Origin of the sequence: Mucilaginibacter sp. MD40 (assembly GCF_002288635.1) — a bacterium.
Lineage (GTDB): Bacteria > Bacteroidota > Bacteroidia > Sphingobacteriales > Sphingobacteriaceae > Mucilaginibacter.
The window spans coordinates 3,223,644-3,249,259 of sequence record NZ_NRSW01000001.1; the positions used below are offsets into that span (position 1 = coordinate 3,223,644).

Consider the following 25,616-nt stretch of genomic DNA (forward strand, 5'->3'; position numbering starts at 1 on the left):
TAATAACTTATGAAATTATAATTTGTCCAAATTCTTGGATAATTGGCAATGTATTTCTTGTTTTTGGTACTATCTTGTTATTCAAAACAGAAAAATTTTGAGTGGACAATTTTAGGGAGAAATTAAGTCGCTTATATACCCTTATTTCCGCTTATTGCGTCTTATATACGCTTAATTACCCTTAAAGTTGGGGACTTAACAACTGATGACAGAATTTAAAATACATCTGTAGTTAAGACCTCGGTTATCTCCCCTTCATGGGGTAATAATTTGATTATTAATGCTTTTATAAAAAGGGAAATTATCCCGTGGAATTATTTTGCCTAAATTCTGGGAAATGGATTAATGAATATTTTTAGAATGAGTTCAAATTTTACGGTAAATAGGTTATGCGAGCAATGCGGGAATGTTTTTGAAGCAAAGACAACAGTGACCCGGTTTTGCAGTAAACTATGTAACAAACGTTCTTATAAGGCTAAGGAAAGAGGTCAGAAAATGGCGTCGATAGATCAGGTTGTTAAAAAGGTACTGGAGGGTACCCCTTCTAAGCAGATCAACGCAGATTATCTTGATGTCAAAACTGCGGCAAAATTACTTCGCGCATCTGATAAGATGATCTACAGTATGATCAACTTGGGTAAACTAAATGCCGTTAACCTATCAAAAAGAAAAACACTTGTCGCGCGAAAGGATATCGATAAGTTATTTGAACTGCCTCAGGTGGTTCAGCTAAAGGAGCTCAAACCTCCACCTATCTCGGAATGCTACAATATGGGCGAAGCACAAAAGAAATTTAATATTTCTGAGAAAGCCCTGTTCGAGATCATTAAACGAAATAACCTGTTCAAGTTTCAGGAAGGCAAATTCGTATATGTCGCCAAATCAGAGCTGGACAGGGTATTGAATCCCGGATCATAAAATGCCTAAGGTTCACATTAGAAAAAAAGCTTTAACAAGAGGTCGTCATTCCATTTATCTTGATTTTTCACCGCCGATCAGAAATAAGAGAACCGGCAAACCTCAGCGATTTGAATTTCTGGATATCTTTGTTTACGATAAACCGGAAAATAACATTGAACGTCGCCATAATTCGGAGACCATGGAGCTGGTCGAAAACCTGAGGGCGAACAGGCTGCTTGATATTCAAAACAGGAATTATGGCTTTATTTCCAACCGTGACCGCTCTGCGAGCTTTGTTGATTACTTCAAAGAATTCATCAATACGAAAACAAGGTCAGACTGCGACAACAATGCGATGTCCTATCGTTATTTCGTGGCCTTTGCCGGTCAGGACGTCATCTTTAACGACCTTGACGGATTTCTTTGTGAAGACTACAAGAACTTTATGCTTAGTGGCCCTGGCATCAGCCGCCGTGGTCGACCGATCAGCAGGAACACAGCGGCAAACTATTATGCAAAATTCAGAAGCGCGTTGGAAAGAGCTTACAAGCAGGGATTGATCACAGTTGACCTTAAAAGCCAGACTTCCCCGATCAAATTAAAGGAAACACACCGGGAGCAACTCGAATTGGAAGAATTTCAGTTATTAGTTGATACACCGGCCAAATCTGATTTGGTTAAACGGGCAGCGATATTTTCAGGGTTAACGGGGCTCCGCTTTTCAGATGTCAAAACTCTTACCTGGGGGGAAGTGAGAGGATCTGCTGGCAAATATTATCTGCAATTTACACAGGAAAAAACTGAAGGAGCAGAAATCCTACCAGTGTCTGATCAGGCAATTGCAGTATTGGGTGAACGTGAGGAGGGTCATCAGCGTTGTTTCAATAATTTGCACTACTCTAACGTCAAGCCGGTATTTAACGACTGGCTTGAAAGCGCCGGTATTGGAAAAAATATAACCTTTCACAGTTTCCGGCACACTTTTGCAACACTGCAATTGGAATTTGGTACCGACATTTTAACTGTCTCTAAATTACTTGGTCACAAGGTTATTAAAACAACATTGATCTACACCAAAGTCAAAGATAAAATGAAAATCGAAGCGACCGGAAGAATTAAACTGAACTTGAAGAACATGAGAAAGAACAACGGTAAAACCAAAAATCCTAAATAAACCTGTTGTTAAACTTAGCATTTGATTTATTTAACTGCGAACGGATCTCATTCGCAGTTTTATGCCGGGCCTTGCTGATCCACTCCTGAAGTTCCGTCCTGCTGAAGTATAGCCTCTTGCCTGGTTTAGAAAATGGGATTTCTTTCCGACTTACTTTGGTATATAGGGATGCTTCTGAAATTTTAAGAAATGCTGCTGCCTCTTCTAAGTTTAATAGATCATCTTTCACTGCCGGCTCCGGTTTAAGCTTAAGTACGATCTGTTCGATCGATTCGACTTTTTCAAAAAGCATGCGAACTACCTTTGGCAATTCATTAAATTCAAATGGCTCCATATCGCAAAGCTTAGATTTTCTGAGCGTAGGAGTTCTTTAGTATTTCTGTACTACCGAAAATTATTACGGCAACTGAGGTCCGACAAGTCAGTGATGCGTGTATCCAAAGAGCCGACGGTGTTATAAACCTCGCGTAAATGATAACAATCGGTCATTATACCTAAAAATCTATATGGAATTACTCGTTACTTGCATCGGCCTTTTCCATGATCTTAGCTCTCATCCTATCGATAAAGTGAGTGATGGTAAGCCTTTTCCTGGCAGAAATTTCAGTAAACCGGCGCTGGGCGATACCAATCTTGACCTGGAGGTTCGATTCAAGCCAGGTAACGATTTGGTTAAGGCTCGCGTTGCCGTTGTTTAATTGACCGGTAAGCCATATGCCGTAAGCCAGTTCAACCAGATTCACGACTTCACCCGTCCAGCGCAGTCCCATGTTTCGTTCTGCAGGGTCTTGTTCTTTTGAAAGATGGTCAGACTGATCCAGTTCCTTCACTAGCATGACCTGCATAGCTTCATATGCGATAAATTTGGCGAACAACCCACTCATGGGTGTGGACGTATCCCTCTCGTTGGGAATGTATTCCGTTATCGGTAGCAATATCGAATTTGAAGAACGTGTGAAATAGGCGTAATCCATTTCCGTATCCCGGCGTTTATAATATTGATAGTAAAAGAAATTCATTAGGATAAAACTTTGCAATCCTTTTAAATTCTCTTTCAAATAGTCATTAAGACCATCTTTCGTTCCGATCGGCCTGTTCAGGTACAAATTATAACGAAGACAGGCCTCGATACGTAGCGCCGCCATTGGCGGATAAATGGTTTTAAAGAACAGTACTTCTTCTGACAACTCTGCGAAGCCTGTCTTTGCGACGTGTTCATTTAGTAACTTTAATCCGGAATCGATAATGGTGAGGGATTCACGGAATCTTTCCACCTCACCGGAGGCGTCTAAGGTATTCAATTGATTTTCAACATCCTTTTGTATACTTCGCATTTCATCAGCCATGACAGTCAGTTTTAATTGAATCATATGAATATTTTCCTGTTAATTATGACGACATCCGCATATCATATCAATCGGCTACATAACAGCCCTTATCAGGTAAATTCTCATTGAATAATAAAATTTCAATTTTAAAGTTAATTATTAAGCAATTTGTGATTAATCACAAAGTAAAACGCTAAACAGCGATGTTGCTTTGATTATTGTCAAAATAGATGGTGCAGTTACTATGAATGTAGATTTGCTGATACAGACGCTGAATTTCATATCACCTTTGTCCGCCGCACTCGATCAGCGCTTCAGAGAAACGCTGAAGGAAGAACATTGGCCGCGTAAACACCATTTACTCCGCGAGGGACAGAAATCGCAAAAAATTTATTTTATCAATAAAGGCTTTGCCAGAGCCTATTACTTCACCCGGGAAGGTAGGGAATGCACCTCCTGGTTCATGGGTAAAGGCGAACTGATGATCTCCGTTTACAGCTTTTATACGCAGCAATCAGCCGCGGAAAATATAGAATTATTGGAGGAAAGTGAATTGCTGTCGATGACATGGAACCAATTACAGGGCATTTACGCTGACTTTCCCGAATACAATTACACGGGCCGTATCGTCACCGAAAAATATTATCAGCTGTCAGAAGAAAGAGCGGTACTCTTACGCACATTGACAGCAAGGGAAAGGTACGAGCGGCTGTTGGAAACACATCCCGGTATCCTTCAAAAAGCTTCCCTCGGCCAGATCGCATCTTACCTCGGAATCAGCCAGGAAACATTAAGCAGGGTACGGGGGATACGGGGCGATTTGACAAATGTCAAAAAAACGATCAATCCTCAGATCTGACATCTATTTATGAGACACTTAAAAAAATTGATAATTCTATCGGTGATCGGTATAGCAGGGTGTAAAAAAGAAAATGACCATACAGAGATGACCGGCACAAAATATCAGGAGTTAACCGTCGCAGAAGCAAAGTCCTGGTATCAAAAGCACGCACCTATTGCTTATCAGCAAAATCAAGAAACGGTTAACAAAAAAGCCGCTGCGATTCCCGGCCTGGGTATTCCATGGGAAAGATTTACATCCGTAGCTAATGAGCAAATTAATTACGGCCTTGTCGGATTAGATGGCACACCGACATTCGAAGGCTACTCGCTGGGCTACCGGAAGTTGCTCATCACCAAAACTTCAGCTGATACATTGTCCGGAAATATCCTGGAAGTGATCCCCGATGCGCTCTACCTGCAAAGTCATTCGAAGGTGAAAAGAGCTGATTTCTATGGAAGGATCTTTTTTTACGACCTCTCTTATAAGTTACTAAAAGGGTTTGTCTATGCAAATGGCCAGATCATCGGCAAGATCAGGCCGGCTGAAATAAACAAAATAAAAACCACATCGCTACCAATTGATTTAAAGCCAATTACGGAAACCTGCAGTTGGAATGATGAGAATTATGTGAACGCGCAAGGTGAGGTCGTCATCTACTCAGAACAACAGTGTACATATTCCAGCAATAATGATGGCCTGTCTGATGGCGGCGCAATAGCGCCGGGAGGCGACTACGCAGGAGGTGGCGGCGGAAGCGGAGGCTCCTCTGAATCCGCTCCGCCGGTAGCAAATCTGCCTGGTGAAAATAGCATCAGGATTGACCCTAAGTCCTATATGAATTGCTTTAGCACCTTGCCGGATATTGGTTCCAAGATGACCATAACCGTTTATGTCGTTGAGGCGGAACCGGGCCTGCCATTCAACATCGGCACCAATTCCGTCGGGCATACAGCGATCGGCCTGACAAAGACCTACCAGGGACAGACCATCACCCAGGTCGTTGGCTTTTACCCGGATTGTTATTACTCATAAACGCGGCAATTTCACTTGGATCACGTGTTATAAGTGCCGTTAATGATAGGCTACCGGGGTGCTGGTTGTACATTCTTAGATCTGCCTAATCTTGCCGACGACTACCCTGTATTGGTATTGACCGTAATCGGCAGGTGTTAAAACCTCCAGAAATATGGCTGCTTCTACAGCACTGGCAGCTCGTTAGGGTTGGTCAGTTTAGCGCGGAACCGGTGGTGAGTTTACAATAAAATCAGTTGTTTGACATCCGCGAATCCATTAATTATGAATATAAATTTTAAGATTTAAACATCTTGGTGGTCATCAGGTAATACCGTTCCAGCAAGGAGTAAATTAATAGCTCTTGCTTACGTTGATCGGTGCTGTACAATCTGTTAATTGCCATATGGATTTAGCTCGGAAGCAAGTCGAAAAGAAGCAGCTTTCTTTCTTTTCCTGATGCTAAGATCGCCTGTTCAAATTGATCAATTACTGACGCGTTAGAGGATGACCGTTGTTTCAGTAAACGCTCTAACCATTCGTTCTCCTAATTCAAAGAAAACGCAAGGCCGATGTCACTTTTTAAAAGTCTGAATTGGGCATTAAGCTGTTTCTTCAGTATTTCGTGGCCGCCAAATTCCTTGAAAAATTAACCTTGCATTTTCTTAAGCAGATCAAACCGATCAATCAATGAAAAATTCAAAAGGCCTTTTCCACTGAAAAAAGTTTCTCTGAAGATTCCGTAGTAACGGCAAGCCTGAGCGATGTTTCCGTTCTCTTTTGAGTAATTCAGTACTTTAAGCTTACGACGAACATCTCACTGGGCTTTAGCATTCGTTTGAAAATCAACATTAATTTTAAACAATTCATAACTTGATGTATAAAAATTCAATCCCAGTCCTGATTTTCATAATTAAGAATTGCTTAACGCTAGAATTTCATCAATTTCCTTTTTTATAAAATATGCACAAGCTTCCTCGCGGCTCGAAAATAATTTTTCATTTGCTCCATCATTTAATGAAAGGAAACCGACGCTGTAGATTCCATCAGTTTCAGTAAAAAAATAACCGCTGCTAACACGTTTATTCTCAGAGTATCTCAACCAATCATTTACAAAATTGGGACCATCTCTTAAAATCTCCAGAAAGTCATCTTCGCTTATTTTATTAAAATAGGTCATATAACCACTTTCTTTTAATAACTCATATATAGATTTATTGCCATCTTGAATTTTTTTTGGCAATAAAACTATATTTCTTAGAATACCTATCTTTTCCATATTTCTATTTCTAAATCTACCTTACCATTTTTAATCCATCGGAACTAATTTTATATCCTTTTTTTATTAAATAATCTAATTCCTTTCTAAACGCCCCACTTACTTCTTCTAAATTGGTAACACGATTTGCCAGTACAATGTTATCCCCCCTTGCTATCATTCGGTCTAAAAACTTCACGTTTGCTTGCCATTGCTCCGCCTGCGACATTTTATTCCAAATGTTAATAGGTATACTAAATCTTTTCGCATTTAATTGATTAGCCAAGTTTATATATTCTGGATATTTACCCAAAACAGTAGTCCCTATTTCGACTCCGCCCTTTACGGATTGGCTGGCAAATATTTTTGCTACAGTTTTTTCGATAGCACTTACACCGAGCTTTTCCAACATCGACAGATCAACCACACCTGATATCCAATTTAAAAAGAATTTTACAGGATCTTTTTCTTGTATCGCATCAGTCATGGCCCCCGCTTGTTGCCACACTGGTATCCAGTCCCAACTGATGTTTCTTCCATATTTATTATATTTGGGGCCGCTTTCCTTGTGTTTTCCTTTTTCTTCTTTACCCCCTTTGTTCTTTCCACCTCCATTATAATAATTTGAGTAATGCGCTGTTCCTTCTAATTGTTGCTCTGTAGCCTCAATTGCTTTATCCATAGCCCACTGTTGGAGGTCTCTGGTCACATTGTCATCCTCTGATTGTGCGCCATCGCGCGTGCTTGAGGTCATCCCATCTGGATCAATCAATCTGATCGGATTATTTTCAACATAGTTGTACGGTGACCATCGCCGATTAACCTCGGACATCGGATCAATCACATTCCACCTACCGATAACCGCATCATAAAACCGTGCACCATAATCATATTCAGCAAGATCAGATTGATATTCCTTACCGTTATATTTATACTTGTTGTCAGGGGATGGTATCAAATTTGCCGAATATTGCATTTCCCGACCAAATGGATAATAGTCCGAAATCTGAACAATCTCATCATTTGACAACACTCCGTTGTTGTTTTTGTCGCCGTAGATAGCCCTGATGTTCCCCAGATGATCCTGTGCGGTATATTCGTATAAGTAAGAGCCTGTCGAAGGAAGAGCTCTACCTTCCTGCATTTGTACCAGATCAATATTATTTCCATTATATTCGATACCCGAGTCATAAAAACGATCTTCGGACGTCGTCGTGCCTGTGACAACTTTGCGCTCCAGCTTGATCCCGACCGCATCATAAACATAATTGATCGTTTTGCCTCCTACATTTACAGTAGCGGGTAAATTTAATTCATTGTAAAAAATATTGGTCACCCCTTTCTTGGTGTCGCTTACCAGACTTCCATTCAAATTGTAACTGTAAATGGTTGCCTGGCTTTCACTAACGTTTCCGTTATCTGTAACCGATATCAGACGGTGACTCCTATTGGCACCATCCATATAATTATAGGTCATGTAGTTCAGGATCGCAGCATTTTTTCGACGAAGCAAGGAGGTGATGTTACCTGCCTCATCATATGATGTATATTCGGTAAACTGACCGTCGCCAGAGGTCGTTCCCCGTCCATAGGCACCCGTCAGTCTGTTCAAAGGGTCATACGTATATGTGTAGCCTTTTTGCTCCTGTGGTAAGTTGCTTGCCAAAGCACTTGGGGTAATAGTCTGCCACTTAACAGCGGAGATATTTCCATTATAATTTGGCGTCAGTGTATAACCCGTATTATTCTGCTCATAGTCCAGTTGTTCGCTAAACACATCCAAAGTACTTGCGTAGTTAGGATCGGTGGTACTTAACGGATCGTTGATCCTGCTCAACCAGCCCCTGCTATTGTAGCGAAAATCAAAATGTTGTAAAAAGGAATTATTGGCAGGATTAGCAGTTATGTCGGTGCTATGCTGATGTTTTGTTTTTAATTGCCCGAGCTCGTTGTATTCACTTTTGGAGGCTGTGATGATCGCGCCCGTGTTCGTTGGCGAAATGATTTGTTGTTTACTCGTAATCGGCCTGTTGCTCTGATCATAAGCGGCCCAGGTATTGATCGTCAGTTGAGGGGTAGCGGATGACGGTTGGTAATGTTTACGTACAGTCTGCAAGGGCAATCCCTGAAAGCTGTAGCTGCTTTCCTGCGTATCGTATTTGTTATAAGCTACCGTACCTCCCTGATAATGCTGCGTTATCGCTTTGGAAATCCTTCCGTCTTTGTCGTAATGCATGACGCTGAACAAATAATTATCTGTACCCAGCACATTGGTTAAACTTGCAACGGGCAAGTTTTGAGGGAACTGTTCCAAGCTATCTACAGCGGTAGATGGTGGGGCGTAGATTGTGCTGTTGGGATTAACAGCTGTATTGCCAAGCACATTGTAACTATCAAAATAATGGACAGTCAAAACCCGATTATTCATCCCTGAGCTGATGTCCGGCCAGGTCAGATGCGTGTAGCCGTAAAAGGCACTGGCATTTGTGAAAGTTTCGTATAAGTACGTACTGGTATCAACGCTCGCCTGCAACGCGCCGCGAGTAGCTGTTGTAGAATACTTACCGGTGATCACCACCCTTCCCAAGACATCATATTTGGTCACCAGCCAGATGTTGCTCAACCTTTGATTCGCGTCCTGAGTCATTACCAATTGATCGCGGCTATTGTAAACCATATACTGCCAGCCCTGGCCTGGAATTTTCTTTTCGATCTGTCGGCCCAACCCGTCATAATGATAAGCGTAGAAATAATTTAAAAATACCGCGTCCGCTTCAGAAAAACTTGTTGGTACTGCAACCGCGCTATTACTTCCATTTGCGGAAGGTAGAGGTGGCACGACGTAGCACAGCTGTTCCATATCGTTGTAAATGTAATCCGTCGTCAAAAAGACGTCGGCCGCCTGTTCTACTTTACGGGATACCGTATGGCCTTCTTTATCTTTATATTCAACGATTCTGAAACCGTTCTCATTGGTCGTCGTAGTTTCAGTCAATGTATTGGCATCGTAGTTTTTACTATAAGATGCCCCTCCGCTCGGGTTCACTTCCCATTGCTTAACTGCATCTGATGCGGTATTCACTTCGTAAGTAATTCGAACCGTATGGCCGCCACCTATTTTCCAGCTTGCACCTGGAAACCCTTGCTCCTGAGCGCGACTTAATGGCGAAGACTCCAGTTTCGTTTCATGGTAAGTCACGGAACCTGAGCCGATCTGTGTCACCCCGGGAGGTGGTGTGCTGTAAAATGCCAATTGGTCAGCCAATGCATTTGCTCTATAACTGCCGCTATTATCAGAAGCCGTATACGGCAAATATTTTAAAGCCTCTCGCCCATACGGGTCATAGGCAACCGGTTGAATTACGTCGTTACTTTGGGGACTTGCCTGAACCTGTACTGTTTGTACCGGTCGTCCAAGACCGTCGTAATATGCGATCTGCTCCGAAATTTCACAACTATTTCTTCCAGTCAAGTCAGTCCTGGTCTTTAATCCACTGAGCCTTGACGTAATGGTTAGGACATAATTTCGATTAAGTGACGGACTTGCCGGTAATGGTAAACATCCGGGTGCGATATACAGCGTCAAGGATTGTCCTGAAGAGGCAGTGAATGAAAAATTAGGACTAAGCTGTATGGCGCTGGGATGATAATAGTCGCCGGGTGCAGGCGTGCCTGTCATCGGTGAGGTGACCAATATCTGTGCCGCTAGCTGATCGCTGAGTAAAACCAATGAACAGTAAAGAACCAGGCAATAGTACTTGATATGGCAAGGCTTAAACATATCCTAAATCTTAGTTTTTCCGTTTTTTGTTTCAAGTTTGTTCCACTTGGCCTTGGCCACTGCCGGCAAGCATAAAATAAGGACAAATACTAATTTTTTCATTATCAAGTAATAAGGATGGTTAATTTAATATATGGTTAGGGTGAGTGCCGGACCGGCGGCGCTGACATTTACGTTATTGAAAGTAGCAGTACGGCCTGTAACGGTTGAATAACCTGTTAAACTGAAGTTTTTGCTCTGCGTTCCTACAGCATTGATCTGCAATGTATAGGTTCCGGCAGGCACCTGCTTGGTCGAATTTCCGCTAGGGATGTTGTAAGTGACGTTACTCGCCCCTGAAAAAACCGCCTGATAGGTTCCCAGGCCTGTTTGGTCTTTAAAACTAATGGTCACGTATTGTATCGGACACCCGCACACCGCAGGATCATTTGCCCTTTTTTGTCCTTCTTGCTGAAGGTAATATTGCGCCAATGCATTGGCCGAGGCCTTACTGGAAGAATAAAAACTATTGGCGGCAATGGCATAGGTTGTCGATTGCGGGCTCGTACCTGCCGGACAATTATCCCGCGTGAAGGTCGTAGAAGCGATGGCATCATTTCCAAAAGTCATATCATAATTATGATAGTCATACGCCTTTATGATGTTATTCTGCCAATCGCGCGCAAATTGTAACCTTTGAGACGGATCATATTCAAATTTGGAAATTTGATCTTTCTCATCGGTAATGGCGGACAAACCGTCGGCATCAAAGGTGTAGGTATTCATCTGTGCGTCCGCCGGGTAAGTTTTCAGCTCGTCGATATTGCCAGAACCTGAAATCGAAATATTGATGCCCGCTCCCGCAGCGGGTAGATCATGCCGGTAAAGCGTCCATCCGTTAACCGTTCGAAGCGCCTTACCAGGAACTGCGCTGCTTGCATAAACATTTGCGGCGCCGTTATCACTCCAGTAACTAAGGATATGGGGCTTGGAGAGATCGAATCCGTTGGCGCTGATATTACCTTGTGAGAGCGGAAAAACTAATTTTCCGGTTGGCGCATATCTCGCGGTTACCGGCTTAGCGGTATACGTCCAATTCCCGCCATTGTTAGTTTCAAAACTGGTATAAGCACTGGCTTTATTGCCCGTCAGTGTCGAGTAAATAGCATTTTTAATCTGCGCGGAAGGATATTCACCGTTATAATCCCAGATGACAGATGTAGGCCCAGCATTCCGTGATGTGTACTGAAGCAAGGCATTGTCCCCAATAGCATAATTATCAAAAGCAATCATTTGCACATAGCGGCTGTCGCTGGTAATATTTCCTGATACGACTGTTGCTGGTGAAAAATTAGTGATCGGCGAAGGAATATTTAACTTTTTGATCGATGCAGGCAGCACAGTCTGGCTGTTCGACTGGTAAAGATCAAGTTGCGCACTGACGACACCGTTGAGGGAAGTAGTCACGTTTTTGACGCTATCCCATTTTTCTATGGGTTCCGCCTGCATGTTTGCTGCCAGCATAGCATCCAACGTACTATTACCTGTAGTTGCAGTATTAATTTGAATATAATCGGCAGGATATTTATTAACAGCTATCTTCAGGTTGCCCTTGCTGTCAGTTGTACGTGTCCTGGAAACCTGCTGATGCATAAAGTTATCGTATTTATATTCTACAGTTGTCGATGTGAATTTTGAAGGATCATTCTGATCATAAAACTTGGTCGTAGTTGAGACGGGATAACTGTCCCCTGTTTTTATGGCGTATCCAACGGGCTGATACGAGTTCCTGTCATCGCCTGCGCTTGCACCATTGGGCAGCAAATACAATTGCGGCACACCGTTGCCGTCTTCACACTGCCTGACTTGCCTGATTAATACTCCTACGTTATCGTAAGTACTGTCCGCGAAAGCGACATAATCGTAGCTTTCCGACTTGACGGGCTGATAGGTATTATTGGGAAGTTTCACATAATCAGTTTTGCTCAGGAGATGTCCTCGTTTATGAGAATAATCATCGATGACCGGTGTTCCTGAATATGTGGCGGAGGATAACAGATCTGAGTTACTTTGATAAATGTAGACACTTTTGCCAATATTGTTAATCAGGTCACCTTGATATTCTGTAACATTTGTGTAAGCCAAAGGATTACCGTCAGCTCCGGTAAAAGCGTTAGCCGCCTCCGAGGAAAATGTCCTGACGGTCTTAGCAGCGATCAAACCAGTTCCGCCGGATTGCCTTAATCTTCCAACACGCACACTAGATTGAAAAAAGCCGTATCCGAGAAAGCTTCCTCCCGAGGGGAAATTTGGCGAGGCAGAATTATATTGAAATGATCGGACAACGGGTATTGCGCCAATACCGTAAAAGCTCTGTATGGATTTAATCCTCAACCCACCGACAAAACGGGTTACCCCGTTATAAAAGTACCGGTTTGTTTCGAAATTAAATACTGTGTAGCCGCCGGTAGGATAATCGATGCGTTTCAGAATACCGGCCTGCATCTTGAGCGTATCAGGATTTCTGCTCGTGGAATCGTCCGCGCCGATATATCTGGAATAGATCGTACCCATCGCATCACCCATATTGACGTCGACTTTTGTTCTCGGTATAAGCGTTCGATTGGTCATATTGGGATCGTCCATCTTACCGTTGTAATACCCCCAAAAATCTTTCGAATATGAAAAATAGGCCGGCAAGGGCGTGCTATCATAGGTAAAGCGATAGGTTTGCAGTAAGCTTTGCGCTTTATCTAGTATCTGAACACTGTCCAGACGCATCCTTGCAGTCCCGCCTGACATTACCGGGAAAGAACTTCGTTTAAATATAATCGTTTTCTGAGCGCGGCTTTCATAGTTTTTTCTTGCGAAATCATAAGCATACACCAGAATGGTATCCAGCGCATAGGAACTGTTTCCGCTAGGCAGATCCGTGCGCAAGCTTGGCGAAAGTTTAAAGACAACCTTACCGTTTTTAAAGAAAATTTCTTTAGGATCCTGCTCATTAACGCTTGAAGACACATTGCTGGCAAAGGCCGTCCAGTTGTTTGTAGCATAAGTGCCCCCACCGTAAGTGTTGTCAACCGTTTCATTATCCTCGACTTGAAGTGACTGTCCTGTCTGTTCCGGTAATCTTATACCCTGCAGTTGATAGGTGAAGCGAATAGTATCATGTTTATTCTGAGATACCATACTTTCCAGCATCCAATTAGTGGTCGCATCTTTACTTGGGCGGCTGGATGTCGTCGTTGTAGATGTTACTTCTCTATATTGGTATCCAAGACGAAAAATAGTCCCTTTCGTATCAGTAATAGTAAATTTAGCTGTATCATAACCAATGTGAGCGGCAGTATTCTGGATCCTTACGGGCGAATAAGGGATCATTTTCACGCGGTAGTTTTCCAACGCATTAAAAAAAACTTTCCGCTTAAGCCGCCGGGAAGGTTATAGGAAAACATGTCGGGCCTGGAGTCTTTGTTCTGCCGGACCCGGATACTGAACATATCATTCATATCCTGATCGCTGCTAGTATTGTAGCTATACGGATGCTTGTAATTATAAAAGTATCCATAAGCATCATCTGGAAGACCATTTACAGTTCTATTCACGTTACCACCAGCCTGAATGCTCCATCCTAGACCGACCCAAGTTGAGGCTTGATCGACTTTGATGCCGCCCGCATGATAGGACAGTGTGATGGGTACTTGCAAACTTCCTGATTCTGCGGTATATAATGGAATCGAAATATCAGGTAACCCGCTGAACAGGTTAGTAGGGTAATCCCCAAACTTTTGAACAGCAGCCGCGTTGGGTGATTTTGAAAAAACGTTTGGAATGAAACTTTCATAATGCGTTTGTGCAAACGCCGAAAATGCGCCACATAGGCACAAGGATAGTAAAATTATCCGTAGTCGAGGTATCATCGTGTAAGGTTGTAGAACAAGCCATAAACTGATCCAGTTAATTGTGATTCATTTTATGCCTAAATTTATCAATGTATCCTTGGTAAAAGCAAATTATTATTTAGAATCCATGAGTTGTTACATGGTTTGATGTAAAAGTGCGAAATCGGCTGTTTTCCGAATCTGCACTTCATCCCATCCACCTGAACGCATTATAAAGGGTTAATCAGGGAGACGCATTAGAACTTTCTACCTTTGATTAACCTTAGTGACTTTTTAACTATTGATACACTTCTCTCCAGTTTTTTGATTTCTTTTTCTTTTTCAATGAGGTGAAGCGTCAACTCCTCTACTTTTTTAAGCAACAAAAGGTTCATCTTACCAACATCCATTCCCTTGTTTTCCATCTCTGCAGCTGAAGGAATTTCCGGTAAATGATGATTTTTGTTAATGTAAGATGCTAAAGCCGATAGATCGGTCAGCTTATAGTCCCTTTGAAAAACATAGTCAGGAACCGGAATATTGGTATCTACCTTTACGCTGCTGGCATGGATCATGCCGTTGACCGTCAGCTTTTGATCAGGTTTAGTCGTACCAATACCAACATTGTTGTTCGTGATGCTCATCACCATGGTTGCACCTGTGGAACTATCATAGGGATTGGGATATCCCTGATTGTAAAAGCGGATACCACCGTAATAGGAGTTAGCGGAAAAAGTGATCCCCGTGTGGTAATTGATCATCATGGTTCCATTCGCGTTGCCCGGATTCGGTCGAACGTCGATTGTACTGCTGCTGTTCTCACCCCAGCCAAATAAGCTATTGGCGCCGACGCCTCTGGGAACGCTGGAACTGTAAGCGGTAGTGGAGAAGAAACCCTGCGAATAGGCGTGTAGACCAGTACTGAGCAGGAGCAAAAAAAGAAGGGTTCGTTTCATCTGTTTAATATTAAAGGTCGTTATAAATTAAATGGTTGGTAATGGAAAAAAGCTTGTCATGCAGAACCAAACATCTTAAACCCCACTTGACCGAGAGGGTCCCTAGGATGATGCCCCGTGAAAAGCAGAAACATGATGCTGACCTTGATAACAGGGCTTTCATGGGTTAAAATTTGTTGATATGGCTGATCAACTTAAGCTTTTTAATAAAGATTCGCTATAACCTGATTAGCTGAGAATAATCAACTTCCCTTTTTAACGGTTTTGGCCCGGGATTGGACTTTCGGCAAAGGCTCGGTTACTGCAACGAAGTACAGGTAAAACGTAAACCGGAGTGCTGACGACTGTTTGGTCTAAAACTTTTGCTGTAGGCAAAGGACGGTTTGAACGGTGAGCACGTAAAGGAAGGCAAAACGGTAATGGCAGAAATGGCAAAAGAGTATTCATGTAATTGTGATCGTTATGATTAGTAAAGGCAGTGCTAATATAGATATTATTATAAATGCAGAAATATTTTTTAATAATATTTATCTTTAATATCCTATTCGCGATAGGAATAATTTATGGCTGAGCACCTAAAAGGAAATTATACCCGAAATTTTGTTGATGATTTCATCAACAAAATCTATATTTAGGGCAGTATTTTATGAAACCTCATCACAGATTTAAACGATTTAAGGTCAAAGCCTTCACCCTCACTGAAGTATTAGTGGTCCTGGTGATCATTGGTATCCTCATTTTTCTGGCGCTACCGTCATTCATGCCACTGATCACCCGTTCGAAAAGTACCGAAGCCAAGACCCAGCTGGCCTATTTGCAAACCCTCGAGGAAAGCTATTTTTTTGAGCATTCCCGGTATTCATCTGATCTTACAGAAATCGGATTTCAACAGCGAAAACTTGTTTCTGACGATAAGACCGGTACCGCTAATTATCGGATAGAGATCACGCAAGCGGATAATGCGGGGTTTGTCGCGCGCGCGACCTCCGTAACAGATTTTAATGGCGATGGCAAGTTTAACGTGTGGGAAATTACCCAGGACAAAGCAATTAAAGAAGTTACCCCGGATTAGTGTGCTAGTACTTAAACTCTTTACCGTTTTCATCCTGATCACCATGTTTGTGCAGGATTTACAAAGCCGTTCCATATCATGGTTGCTGTTTCCATTCCTCGCTTTATGCGGCCTGGTCATGCAGCTACGCCTTGCCTATCCTCCGGCAGAAATCTTTCAGTTCGGTTTACTGAACTTGGCTTTCCTGATCATACAATATCTTTGTATCCGGCTTTATTTCCGTCTGGCCCGCGGCCCGCAGACGAAGGTCATTGACGCGCTGATCGGATGGGGAGACCTTTTGTTCCTGCTTTGTGTAGCCTGTATATTGCCTACGGCAACCTTCATTCTGTTCTACGCGGCGTCCCTGCTCTTCATTTTGATCGGTTGGGCGTTATATCGATCGTTAAGATCAAAAGCGACCTTACAGATTCCCCTTGCCGGGCTGCAGGCGTTGATCCTGTTAATTTTCGCGTCCGGCGATTGGTTGTTTGGCTGGTATCGACTGTTTGATGATCCATTTATTTTCTTATTTACGAATTGACATGGAAGATATTCTGATCCGGACAGACGCCCTTCATCAGTTAAAAGCAGCAACCGCCTGGCATTACTGGGTTTTGCCTAAGGAAAAAAAACAAGGGGTATTTCATCTGTATTGCAGCGATACCCAACCCGTTGAAGAATACGAAGAAGAACTGCAACTATTACTGAATACCCCGCTCTGCTTTCATCCGGTCAGCGATGGTGAGATCCGTCGCTTACTACATAAATATTATCAGCAGGGAGAAAATCGCTCAACGGAAGTTTCAGGCGCTTTGTCTGATAATTTCCTGCAAAAGATCATCCAGGAAGCAAGGTCGCTCCGTAGCAGCGATATCCATATCGAGATATACGAAGACAAATGCCGTGTGCGCATGCGTATCGACGGTCAGCTCGTCGAGCGGCACCTCATCAGTCACCAGGATTACCCGATGCTCGTCAATGTGATCAAAGTAGAGGCGCACCTGGACATTGCTGAAAAACGCTTACCGCAGGATGGCCGGATGAGTTTTGCAAGGGGTGCTGAAAAATTTGATATCCGCGTTTCCGTCCTGCCGACCCTGCGCGGAGAAAAGATCGTCCTGCGTCTGCTGAACAATGACGCGGCCAACATCAGCCTGGACAAGCTCGGCTTTTCAGATCATGACCGGCAAAATTACCTGCAGGGGGTGAGACGTCCTAACGGACTTTTACTCATTAGTGGCCCTACCGGATCCGGAAAGACCACTACGCTATATGCGACCCTAAAATTGCTCAACCAGGAAACCCGCAACGTTATGACGATAGAGGACCCCGTAGAATATACCCTTGATGGTATTAACCAGGCCCAACTGAAAGAATCTATCGGTCTTACGTTCGGCGCCGCCCTCCGGTCTTTTCTGCGTCAGGATCCCGATGTGATCATGGTTGGCGAGATACGAGACCCGGATACTGCTGAAATGGCGATCCGGGCGGCCATTACCGGCCACCTGGTGCTCTCCACCATCCATACCAATTCGGCATGGGGTACTGTCAACCGTTTAACAGATATGGGCGTGGATCCGTTCCTGGTTTCCGACACCCTGACGACGACCGTCGCGCAGCGTCTGGTGCGTTTGCTCTGCCCGGAATGCAAAAAGAAAATAGCTTTCGACAAAACTTTTTTTCCGCCTCACTTTTATCCGCCAACAGAAATTAGGGATTGCTACGCGCCGGTAGGTTGCAATGCCTGTTATCAAACCGGTTACAAAGGTCGAAAAGCCATCTATGAGGTCATTCCGATCGACAGGGAATTGGCCCAGGAGATCAAAAAGCGAACCCTGCATATCAGCGAATTGTTAACGGCGCGCGGCATTAAAACGCTTTCGGTAAACGCTTTTGAACTTTTCCAAAAAGGTGACACCTCGGCGGAAGAGATCTACCCCCTATTATTTAACTATTGAACTATGCTCAAACTTATCCTGCGGCTGTGTGGTCTGCTGATCGTGTTAGGATCGGTCAAAGGACTGGCCCAAGTACCAACCGCTGATCGCATTAAAGTCATTGAAACAAACCTCTCCCTGCTCGCCGGCCAGTCACCCGGGCTTAAACAGAAAGTGCAACTGAATGTCAGCGGCCTACCGATGCGCGATTACCTGAACGCGCTGGCGCGTGCCACCGGTGTTAATATCAGTACAGACCCTTCCCTGACCGGACCGGTATTCGACACGTTCAATGGTGTTACGGCGGCTGAAGTGCTCGCCTTCCTGGCGTATAAGTATAGCCTGGATATCAATGTGACCGGATCGATAATCTTGGTAACGCCCTACAATCCACCGGTATCCGTCCTGCCTCTTCTGCCGCGAAACATCAATGCATCCTACGACAAGATCGCCGGTACGCTATCCCTGGAGTTGAATAATGACAGCTTACGGTCCGTAGCCAGGCGTATTACCGCTATCTCCGGAAAAAATGTGGTCGTTCCCGTTCCCTTACAGGAAAAAACGCTAAGCGGCTTTATCGCTGCCGCGCCATTTGATGCCGCCCTGGATAAGATTGCCTTTGTCAATAACTTAAAAGTTTCCAGAACCGCCGACGGCTTCTATGTTTTCCAGGCACTGGAAGAGAACGAAGAAAATTACATCAACGGAGAAAAAAACACCGCCACCCGCAGGTTTGCCCGTTCCCCACAAGGCAAGCCACAAAGCGCGGGCGTCTTCGCGCGCATGAGCGGCGGCAAAAAACTACTCTCCGCGGAAGCCTTCAACACCCCCATTGACGACCTCTTGCGGCAGGCATCTTCCGAAGCCGGGAAAAACTATGTCCTCTATACCGATCTGAAAGGCTCCATTACCCTTCACGTCAATGATGTCAGCTACGAGACCTTTTTAAGTATGCTGCTCAAAAATACCGAATACAGTTTCCGCCAGGATGACGGGGTGTATTTTATCGGCGACCGTAAGGTCACCGGGGTCGCCACTTTTAAAACGGTCAAGCTCAGGCGGCGAGCCGTTGATTCCACCCTGATGCGCAGCCTACCCTCCGAAATCACCAATGGACTGCAGATCCAGCCTTTTCGGGAGCTCAATGCCATCCTGTTGTCAGGCTCCGCGATGAAGGTCAACGAAGCGGAAGCTGTGATCAGACAACTGGATGAATTGGTGCCTGTTGTGCTGATCGAATTGACCATGATCGATGTCCACAAGAACCGTGTGGTATCGACCGGCATTACGGCCGGCATCGCGGACAGTGTAAAAACCGGCGGCAAGATTCTTCCGGGTATCAACTATACGTTCGGTTCCAAATCGATCAATGACTTTTTAGGAAGCGTAGGTAAATTGACCTCCTTAAATCTGGGGCATGTCACTCCGAATTTTTATGCCTCCGTCAACGCGCTGGAAAGCCAGGGCAATGTAGAGGTCCGTTCGGTACCCAAACTATCGTCATTGAACGGCCATCCGGCCAGCTTCAGCATCGGCAAGCGGGCCTATTATAAAGATGTGACCCAAAGTATTTACCCCGGACTGAGCAACCCCACCTCCCAGTTCACCAATGTTTATAAGGAGGTAAATGCCGATCTGTCGGTAAATATCAATCCGGTGGTTTCCGACAATGAACAGGTCACGCTCAGTATCAAGATCAATATTTCCGACTTCCTGAACCTGCCAACCGACGGCTCGCCGCCCCCGCAGGCCATCAGTAAATACGAAACCAGTTTACGCGTCAAGTCGGAAGATACGATCCTGTTAGGCGGTATCGAACGCACAGAAAGCAACGAGAGCGCTTCTGGCATCCCGCTGTTATCCCGCATCCCGGTTCTTAAATGGATATTCAGCAGCCGGACGAAAACCAATGATAAAGTCGTGACCCTTTTATTGATCAAATCCACCATTATCCGTTAAACCATGCTGGAGGCACTCACCCGTATCAACCACTGCATCGGCATTTCGGTTCGGCGCCATGCCGACGGATCCCGTATTTCCGCGCTCAGCCTGTCCAGAAAAGGTAATCAACTGGACCTGCTGAAACGACTTAAAAATGCCACAACGCTAAAGCGTATCGGAGAAGAATTTGAAAAAGGCAGCTTTGTAGCGCTCACCATCTCCGGCAAAGGCATCGTCACTAAAATGATGGACAAGCAAGGCGACAAGGTTGCTTATGATTTCAGCGAACTCATGCCAGGCGCCGATCCGGCTGATTTTTATATACAGGAATATGATGCCGGTTTACGCCGCTTCGTCTCCATGATCCGGAAACCGGAAGCCGACCTGATCATCGCTTCTATCACAGCCCAGGGCTTTCAGGTGGTGATGCTGACCCTTGCCGCATTTCCGGTTGCGAGAATCAGCGAACAACTGAACCAGTATGACTCGACAATACGCTTCGACGGATATGAAATTACCCGCGACGAACAGGGCCATTGGCTCGACCATAAATTTAAAGAAGGCATGGCTGACGGTTATCCGATCAAGATCGGCCCGGAAACCATAGACGAGCAGTTGGTTCTGCCCTATGCCGCTGCTTTTCAGGCCATGCTATATGAGCAGATTGACCCCGTACAAACGGCCCATCCGCAGGTGAACGAGCACATGCGGAATTTTTCACGCGGCGCCGCCTTGAAAAAGAGAGGGATCGTTTTACTGGCGGCATTCTTCCTTCTGCTGCTGATCAATACCATCTGCTTTCTGGAATTGAACCGATCGAATAGCGCCTTACAGGACCAACTCAGCAGGGAGTCGACACAAGCCGCGGATCTTGACGCGATCGCGAAAAAAATAAATGCCGCGGAGAAACTGGCGGGCTTGATGGGATATGGCAAAGGCCAAAAAAAATCCATCATGATCGATCAGTTAGCTGCGTTGATGCCCTCTGAGATCAGGTTGACGAGGATCAGCGTCGATCCGCCAACCACCAACCGCCCCGGCAGCAAAAAGGTTCTGAACTTTCAAGACCTCACTATACTGATCAACGGCCATTGTCCCTCGATCCTGCCGGTCAACGAATGGCTGGCCCGCGTCCGTACACTCCCCTGGCTCAAGCAGGCAGAGCTCAAGGACTACGGCCTGGCCAGTGCTGATACAGAAGGCGCTTTCAACATTATCATCCGTTACTAACCATGCTGATCAAATTTTTTTCCAGACCTTACGCCGTTCCCGCCGCCGCGATCCTTTTCCTATTCATCTGCTACCAGCTGGCTTTCAAAAAAACGCTGGAAGCCTGGCAGCTCCACCGTCAGTTCCAGCAGCAATTGTCCACCGCGCAGGGTATCGGATCGACACCGGCACTGATGATCAGGAAGCAGCGAAACCTGGATCGCATCGTTCAACATTACCGTTGGGATACGACTGCCTACAGGTCCTCTATCATCGAACAGATAAGCAAGCTTTCCGCCACACAAGGGGTAGGCTTCCCTACCCTTCCCCAAAGGGAGCCCGCGTTACAGTCTGACCAACTACAGGTGGAACGCGTTGTACTCAACGGAAAGTTTACCGATCTGCTGAAGACACTTCACACCATGGAGCAGACCAGCAGCCTGGGCGTAGTCCGGTCCGTCAGGCTGTCATCGCCGGATGAACGTACCGGAAAAAAAGGAAATTCGCTCGAAATGAGTGTATACCTGATGTCAGTGCGGAAATAAGCTATTGAATAGTATTACTGATCTCGAACATTGGCAGATAGATCGCGATCACAATGATGCCAACGATAATGCCCAAAACAACAATGATCACATGCTGCATGACCCGGCTGAACGCCGTCATCTTTAATTCCGTTTCGGTAAGGTATTGCTGGCCGATCCATTCAAAAAAACTATCCAGCTGGTTCGTCCGCTCGCCTACTTTGATGATCTGTACCATCTTAGCCGGGAAAATAGCGAAAGCCGCCATGGACTGATGCAATGGCAACCCTCTGAGCACATCTGCTTCCACTACCGCCAGCGCCTTCTCCAGGGGATAATAACCGATCATCTGGCGGCAAAGCGCCAAGGCCCTCAAAAGCGGTAGTTTCGCGTTGATCAGCAGCCTCATGGCATTGCTGAGCCTGGCCAGGTAAATATGCCGGACAAGCGTACCTGCCAGCGGCAATCGCAAAACCAGCCTGGACGCATAATCCCGGAAGACATCGGATCGACGAAAATACACCGAGCTTCCTATCAGGAGGGTCAGCAGCAATGTAGCCGCACCGCCATAGGTCCCGAAGCCATCGCTGACCGCGATCATCTGTCGCGTGATCCAGGGCAGTTCGCTACCTGAGCGCCGAAAAATGTCACTAAACATCGGGATCACAAATCGCATCAGGAAAAACATCGCGCCAAAAGACGCGCTAAGGACGACTGCCGGGTAGGTCAAAGCGGAGATCAGAGTCCGCCGCTGGTTGATCTTCGTCTTGAAAAAATGCGCCAGGTCCACCAGTACCTCCTGCAATTTCCCGGTTTCCTCCCCGATAGCGATACTGTAGACCTCATAGAGCGTAAATTTTCCCGTACTCCTCAGCGCTTCCGAAAAATTCGCGCCGTCAATCACTTTTTGCAGGATTGACTGATACAACCTTGCGTCCTGGGCATTTGACTGGCCCTCTGCCACCAATTCAAAAGCACTCTTAAAATCCACACCGGCTTTTAACAGTGCGCCGAGTTCAAGATACAGGTATTCCTTCTTCTCGTCCTGAAGTCCGCTACCCCGCAAGGAGATCTCCCGGGAAAACAGTTCTCCGATCCTGCTGGTCTTTTCGCTTTTGACGTCGACCGGCTTTCGTTTCTTCGTCTTAATATTACTGATGTCTATCGATGGCATCTGTTAGTTCCATTAATTGTTCAGCACTATACCATTTGGTCAGTATCTCCGGTATCTTTTCATTATCCAGCACGATACTAAAATTTAACTGATCAACAGGCGTCCGGACCAACGTATCCACAGCCTGATGTTGAAAATAGGCATATAGGTTTTGTTGCCTGATGCGGAACGTATCCATACGCCCCTTCTCCCTTAAAATCAAGGCGTCCGTAAATAAGTACCGGGTGGAATCCCGGGAACCTTTCAGGATGAGCACATGGTGATCCAGGTAAATAAAAGAGGCCTTCAGGCAGTCCCGCCGCAGCCACTCCTCCAACCGTTCCGCATCATTGACGCGCCCGTTCTTTCCATTGAAATTGCTATAGGTTTTGGCCACCAGCTGAAAGACCGTATAGGCCATACCCAAAACAATGACCGTGATCAGCATCACCACGATCATCTCCGTTAGGGTAAACGCCTTTATGGATTTAATTTTCATGCTTGATCAAGATTTGGTCCCATACGGCTACCGTGTCAGACCGCCCGTCCAATGCAGCCAGGTGCAGATGACAGGCATCTGTATTATCAATCGCATATTGCGTGCGAATGATCCGGAAATCATCTACAGCGGTGTCTTCCATATTCACACACGGATGTTCCCTCAACGCTTCTGCCACGCTGCGTAATATCGCTTCTGCTTTTACTTTTTTTACCGGGCGCGAAGTCCTGGTTACATTGCTCACCACCATCATCGCCACGCCGAAGATCAATACGACCAAAATGGCTGCGATGATCACCTCCAGCAGACTATCGGCTTTAATCCGGTTTCCCCGGTAACCTATTCCAGCCATCGGATAACTTTTTGTGTCCCGGAACGCACAACCGGTACCAGGCTGCTGCCCAGGTAAAAAGGCGACAATGCGTCCGCGTCAAGCCGCGCGTTCACCAGATAGTTTTCGTATAAGCCAAAACCGGACCGGAGGTAAAAACGCTTGCACATAACCTGGCCGATGACCGTTGTATTTTCCGGTATACCGATCAGCGCGCCATAATACTGTCCCGTATACTTCCCGCCGGAACCCAGGTAAACAGCGGCGGGTGTTTGCATCCGCTCCTTATCCCATACCATGACCAATCCGCTAAAACGGCTTTTCGACCCGAACCGGATAAATCCGCCCTGCACCTGCATGGCTTTCGGCTTTCCGTTCAAAAGAGCTACAGAAGGATACCGCAGTTCGCAGCGGTCACCGATGACAATGGAGTCCCGTGCAAATAACTGACAACGGCCTGTAAAACCCGGGCGGATGACTATGGCCCTGGCAAAGACCGTTACATCTTCCAGTGTCGTTGTACTGTCAATGGTCAAGACGGAATCGCAACGCAGAATGACCCTGCCCTTGATATATTTATGCATGAGTGCTGAACTCACCTTTGACCGGTACGTAGCCCCTTTACCGCAAAAGCTCACGATCAGGGTGTCTGTCTCAGGCATACGCAAACCGCTTTCTTCATCTGCCAGCTGGTCCAAGGCGTTTATCCTGGCCAGGTCCGGAGCAGGTAATTCCCGCTGGCTGTTCTTCCTGGCGCCTTTAAAAAGGCTGGCACTTCCTTGATAGCCGTTGTTATTGAAGTAAGCCGTTCTTATCCCTGATCTGGGCAAAAAAACATTCCCGTTGATCCGGGTGTCACCGCTTACAGAAAGCGGGCGGTCTTCATCCGCCAGATAAAGCGCTCCTGACTTCGCGCTGTCGATGGGTAGGCCCATCAGGATAGAAGTTACCGAGGAATCTTTGCCCCATACGGCCTTGCTGACCCCCACGTCGAACGCGCCCCATGAGTATTTGCTCAAGTGGATCGTATCCCGGTCATCGCTGCTTAAAGCAACCGCTTTATCCTCGTAATCCAACCTGGATGGATCCGACCGGATAAGCTGCAAACCTGAAAACATATGATTATCCAGCCGTGCCTTTCTTGCCCGGTATTGATGGAATGTCCGGTAATAATAAGCGGTCGCGATCATGGCTTCACACGACAGGGCCACAACCACAGCAATGATGATCACCACATATAGAGAAGCTGACTTTAAGCGTTTCATTTACGGTTTTCCGAATTTCGCTGTGCTATCACGATCGCGCTTTTTAAATATATTTACCCTTTTCCAAAGGGAGCGGTGATAAACGGGTTTGCCCTCATCATACCAAACGGCGCGGCTTGAATCCGGCCCTGAATAACTCTTGATCTTTCCCTGCAACCGGTCTTCGTCATAGTTGCCGCTTTGCAGCAACGATCCGTCGGGCTGATAAACTGCAAAACGGCCTTGCCTCCAACCATTTCGATAGGTCAGTAGCTGACTGATAGCGCCATTACTATTCCACGAACGCCATATGCCCTCTTTCAAGCCCCCCCTAAATGTCCCGCTTTCCTTCAGGGAACCATCTTCATAAAAAGACCGGTAGAGGCCATTGAGCAATTTTCCGCTGAAACCGCCCTGTGTCCGGCGTATATCATTGCCGCCAACCCAATAATACCATCGTGCGGGGTCAGGCCTGGCAGGTGGTTCCACCGGCAGAATCTCCGCTTCCAGGGTCTCTCCGGGGCGGTCGATATGGATGCGATGCCGCCCGCCGTCAGGTATCTTTTGACCAAAAGCGGTCAGAGTGGATGCTAACAAAAAAGAGAAAAA

General features: G+C 45.6%; 23 protein-coding genes. 10 read left to right on the top strand and 13 right to left on the bottom strand.

Going from position 1 to position 25,616, the window contains the following annotated elements:
* Positions 1–495 precede the first annotated feature (495 nt).
* Positions 496–918, top strand: coding sequence for a helix-turn-helix domain-containing protein (locus CKK33_RS14510; protein ID WP_158223441.1), 423 nt, complete (start codon positions 496–498; stop codon positions 916–918).
* Between the two features lies 1 nt (position 919).
* On the top strand, positions 920–2,074 hold the full coding sequence (locus CKK33_RS14515) for a site-specific integrase (RefSeq protein ID WP_095704796.1): 1,155 nt from the start codon (positions 920–922) through the stop codon (positions 2,072–2,074).
* Here CKK33_RS14515 and CKK33_RS14520 read toward each other — a convergent pair.
* On the bottom strand, positions 2,067–2,408 hold the full coding sequence (locus tag CKK33_RS14520; RefSeq protein ID WP_095704797.1) for a helix-turn-helix domain-containing protein: 342 nt from the start codon (positions 2,406–2,408) through the stop codon (positions 2,067–2,069). The genes CKK33_RS14515 and CKK33_RS14520 overlap by 8 nt on opposite strands.
* Before the next feature lie 178 nt (positions 2,409–2,586).
* Entirely contained in the window at positions 2,587–3,420 is an 834-nt protein-coding gene (locus CKK33_RS14525) for an RteC domain-containing protein (RefSeq protein ID WP_158223442.1), read from the bottom strand.
* Between the two features lie 226 nt (positions 3,421–3,646).
* Between CKK33_RS14525 and CKK33_RS14530 the strand changes: the two genes are divergently transcribed.
* Together CKK33_RS14530 and CKK33_RS14535 are read left to right on the top strand one after the other, a co-directional pair.
* Complete coding sequence (locus CKK33_RS14530; RefSeq protein ID WP_095704799.1) at positions 3,647–4,261, top strand: Crp/Fnr family transcriptional regulator; 615 nt, start codon at positions 3,647–3,649, stop codon at positions 4,259–4,261.
* 9 nt (positions 4,262–4,270) lie between these two features.
* A complete protein-coding gene (locus CKK33_RS14535; protein WP_143822965.1) occupies positions 4,271–5,278 on the top strand; it encodes a hypothetical protein in 1,008 nt (335 codons plus the stop codon).
* 277 nt (positions 5,279–5,555) lie between these two features.
* Here CKK33_RS14535 and CKK33_RS19905 read toward each other — a convergent pair whose 3' ends face one another.
* The 6 genes from CKK33_RS19905 to CKK33_RS14560 all read right to left on the bottom strand — a co-directional run bounded on the left by CKK33_RS19905 (position 5,556) and on the right by CKK33_RS14560 (position 15,115).
* Complete coding sequence (locus CKK33_RS19905) at positions 5,556–5,663, bottom strand: hypothetical protein (RefSeq protein ID WP_369803572.1); 108 nt, start codon at positions 5,661–5,663, stop codon at positions 5,556–5,558.
* A 507-nt stretch (positions 5,664–6,170) separates the two neighbouring features.
* Positions 6,171–6,536, bottom strand: a complete 366-nt coding sequence (locus CKK33_RS14540; protein WP_095704801.1) for a hypothetical protein — start codon at positions 6,534–6,536, stop codon at positions 6,171–6,173.
* Positions 6,537–6,552: 16 nt separating this feature from the next.
* The gene (locus CKK33_RS14545) at positions 6,553–10,209 is read right to left on the bottom strand and encodes a DUF6443 domain-containing protein (protein ID WP_233138224.1); all 3,657 of its coding nucleotides are present in this window, start codon (positions 10,207–10,209) and stop codon (positions 6,553–6,555) included.
* A 213-nt stretch (positions 10,210–10,422) separates the two neighbouring features.
* Complete coding sequence (locus CKK33_RS14550) at positions 10,423–13,680, bottom strand: DUF5977 domain-containing protein (RefSeq protein ID WP_143822966.1); 3,258 nt, start codon at positions 13,678–13,680, stop codon at positions 10,423–10,425.
* Complete coding sequence (locus CKK33_RS14555) at positions 13,662–14,198, bottom strand: hypothetical protein (protein ID WP_095704804.1); 537 nt, start codon at positions 14,196–14,198, stop codon at positions 13,662–13,664. The genes CKK33_RS14550 and CKK33_RS14555 overlap by 19 nt, the downstream gene beginning before the upstream one ends.
* A 218-nt stretch (positions 14,199–14,416) precedes the next feature.
* Positions 14,417–15,115, bottom strand: coding sequence for a hypothetical protein (locus CKK33_RS14560; RefSeq protein WP_095704805.1), 699 nt, complete (start codon positions 15,113–15,115; stop codon positions 14,417–14,419).
* 646 nt (positions 15,116–15,761) lie between these two features.
* On the opposite strand from CKK33_RS14560, the gene CKK33_RS14565 reads away from it, so the two are divergent.
* Genes CKK33_RS14565 through CKK33_RS14590 form a run of 6 tightly spaced genes read left to right on the top strand, consistent with a single transcriptional unit; the run spans position 15,762 to position 21,801 of the window.
* Positions 15,762–16,187, top strand: a complete 426-nt coding sequence (locus CKK33_RS14565; RefSeq protein ID WP_095704806.1) for a type IV pilin protein — start codon at positions 15,762–15,764, stop codon at positions 16,185–16,187.
* Positions 16,188–16,230: 43 nt separating this feature from the next.
* On the top strand, positions 16,231–16,710 hold the full coding sequence (locus CKK33_RS14570) for a hypothetical protein (protein WP_095704807.1): 480 nt from the start codon (positions 16,231–16,233) through the stop codon (positions 16,708–16,710).
* 1 nt (position 16,711) lies between these two features.
* A complete protein-coding gene (locus CKK33_RS14575; protein WP_095704808.1) occupies positions 16,712–18,127 on the top strand; it encodes a GspE/PulE family protein in 1,416 nt (471 codons plus the stop codon).
* Between the two features lie 3 nt (positions 18,128–18,130).
* Complete coding sequence (locus CKK33_RS14580; RefSeq protein ID WP_095704809.1) at positions 18,131–20,065, top strand: secretin and TonB N-terminal domain-containing protein; 1,935 nt, start codon at positions 18,131–18,133, stop codon at positions 20,063–20,065.
* A 3-nt stretch (positions 20,066–20,068) separates the two neighbouring features.
* Positions 20,069–21,277: a hypothetical protein gene (locus CKK33_RS14585; RefSeq protein ID WP_095704810.1), complete on the top strand. Its 1,209-nt coding sequence runs from the start codon at positions 20,069–20,071 to the stop codon at positions 21,275–21,277.
* Positions 21,278–21,279: 2 nt separating this feature from the next.
* Positions 21,280–21,801, top strand: a complete 522-nt coding sequence (locus tag CKK33_RS14590) for a hypothetical protein (RefSeq protein WP_095704811.1) — start codon at positions 21,280–21,282, stop codon at positions 21,799–21,801.
* A gap of 1 nt (position 21,802) precedes the next feature.
* On the opposite strand, the gene CKK33_RS14595 is transcribed toward CKK33_RS14590, so the two are convergent.
* The 5 genes from CKK33_RS14595 to CKK33_RS14615 form a co-directional block, all read right to left on the bottom strand.
* Positions 21,803–22,954: a type II secretion system F family protein gene (locus CKK33_RS14595; protein ID WP_095704812.1), complete on the bottom strand. Its 1,152-nt coding sequence runs from the start codon at positions 22,952–22,954 to the stop codon at positions 21,803–21,805.
* Positions 22,932–23,432, bottom strand: coding sequence for a type II secretion system protein J (locus CKK33_RS14600; RefSeq protein WP_095704813.1), 501 nt, complete (start codon positions 23,430–23,432; stop codon positions 22,932–22,934). The genes CKK33_RS14595 and CKK33_RS14600 overlap by 23 nt, the downstream gene beginning before the upstream one ends.
* The gene (locus CKK33_RS14605) at positions 23,422–23,784 is read right to left on the bottom strand and encodes a hypothetical protein (RefSeq protein WP_095704814.1); all 363 of its coding nucleotides are present in this window, start codon (positions 23,782–23,784) and stop codon (positions 23,422–23,424) included. The genes CKK33_RS14600 and CKK33_RS14605 overlap by 11 nt, the downstream gene beginning before the upstream one ends.
* Positions 23,772–24,953 (bottom strand): hypothetical protein, encoded by a 1,182-nt coding sequence (locus CKK33_RS14610; protein ID WP_143822968.1) that lies wholly within the window; start codon positions 24,951–24,953, stop codon positions 23,772–23,774. The genes CKK33_RS14605 and CKK33_RS14610 overlap by 13 nt, the downstream gene beginning before the upstream one ends.
* A gap of 75 nt (positions 24,954–25,028) precedes the next feature.
* On the bottom strand, positions 25,029–25,604 hold the full coding sequence (locus CKK33_RS14615) for a toxin-antitoxin system YwqK family antitoxin (RefSeq protein ID WP_095704816.1): 576 nt from the start codon (positions 25,602–25,604) through the stop codon (positions 25,029–25,031).
* Positions 25,605–25,616 lie beyond the last annotated feature (12 nt).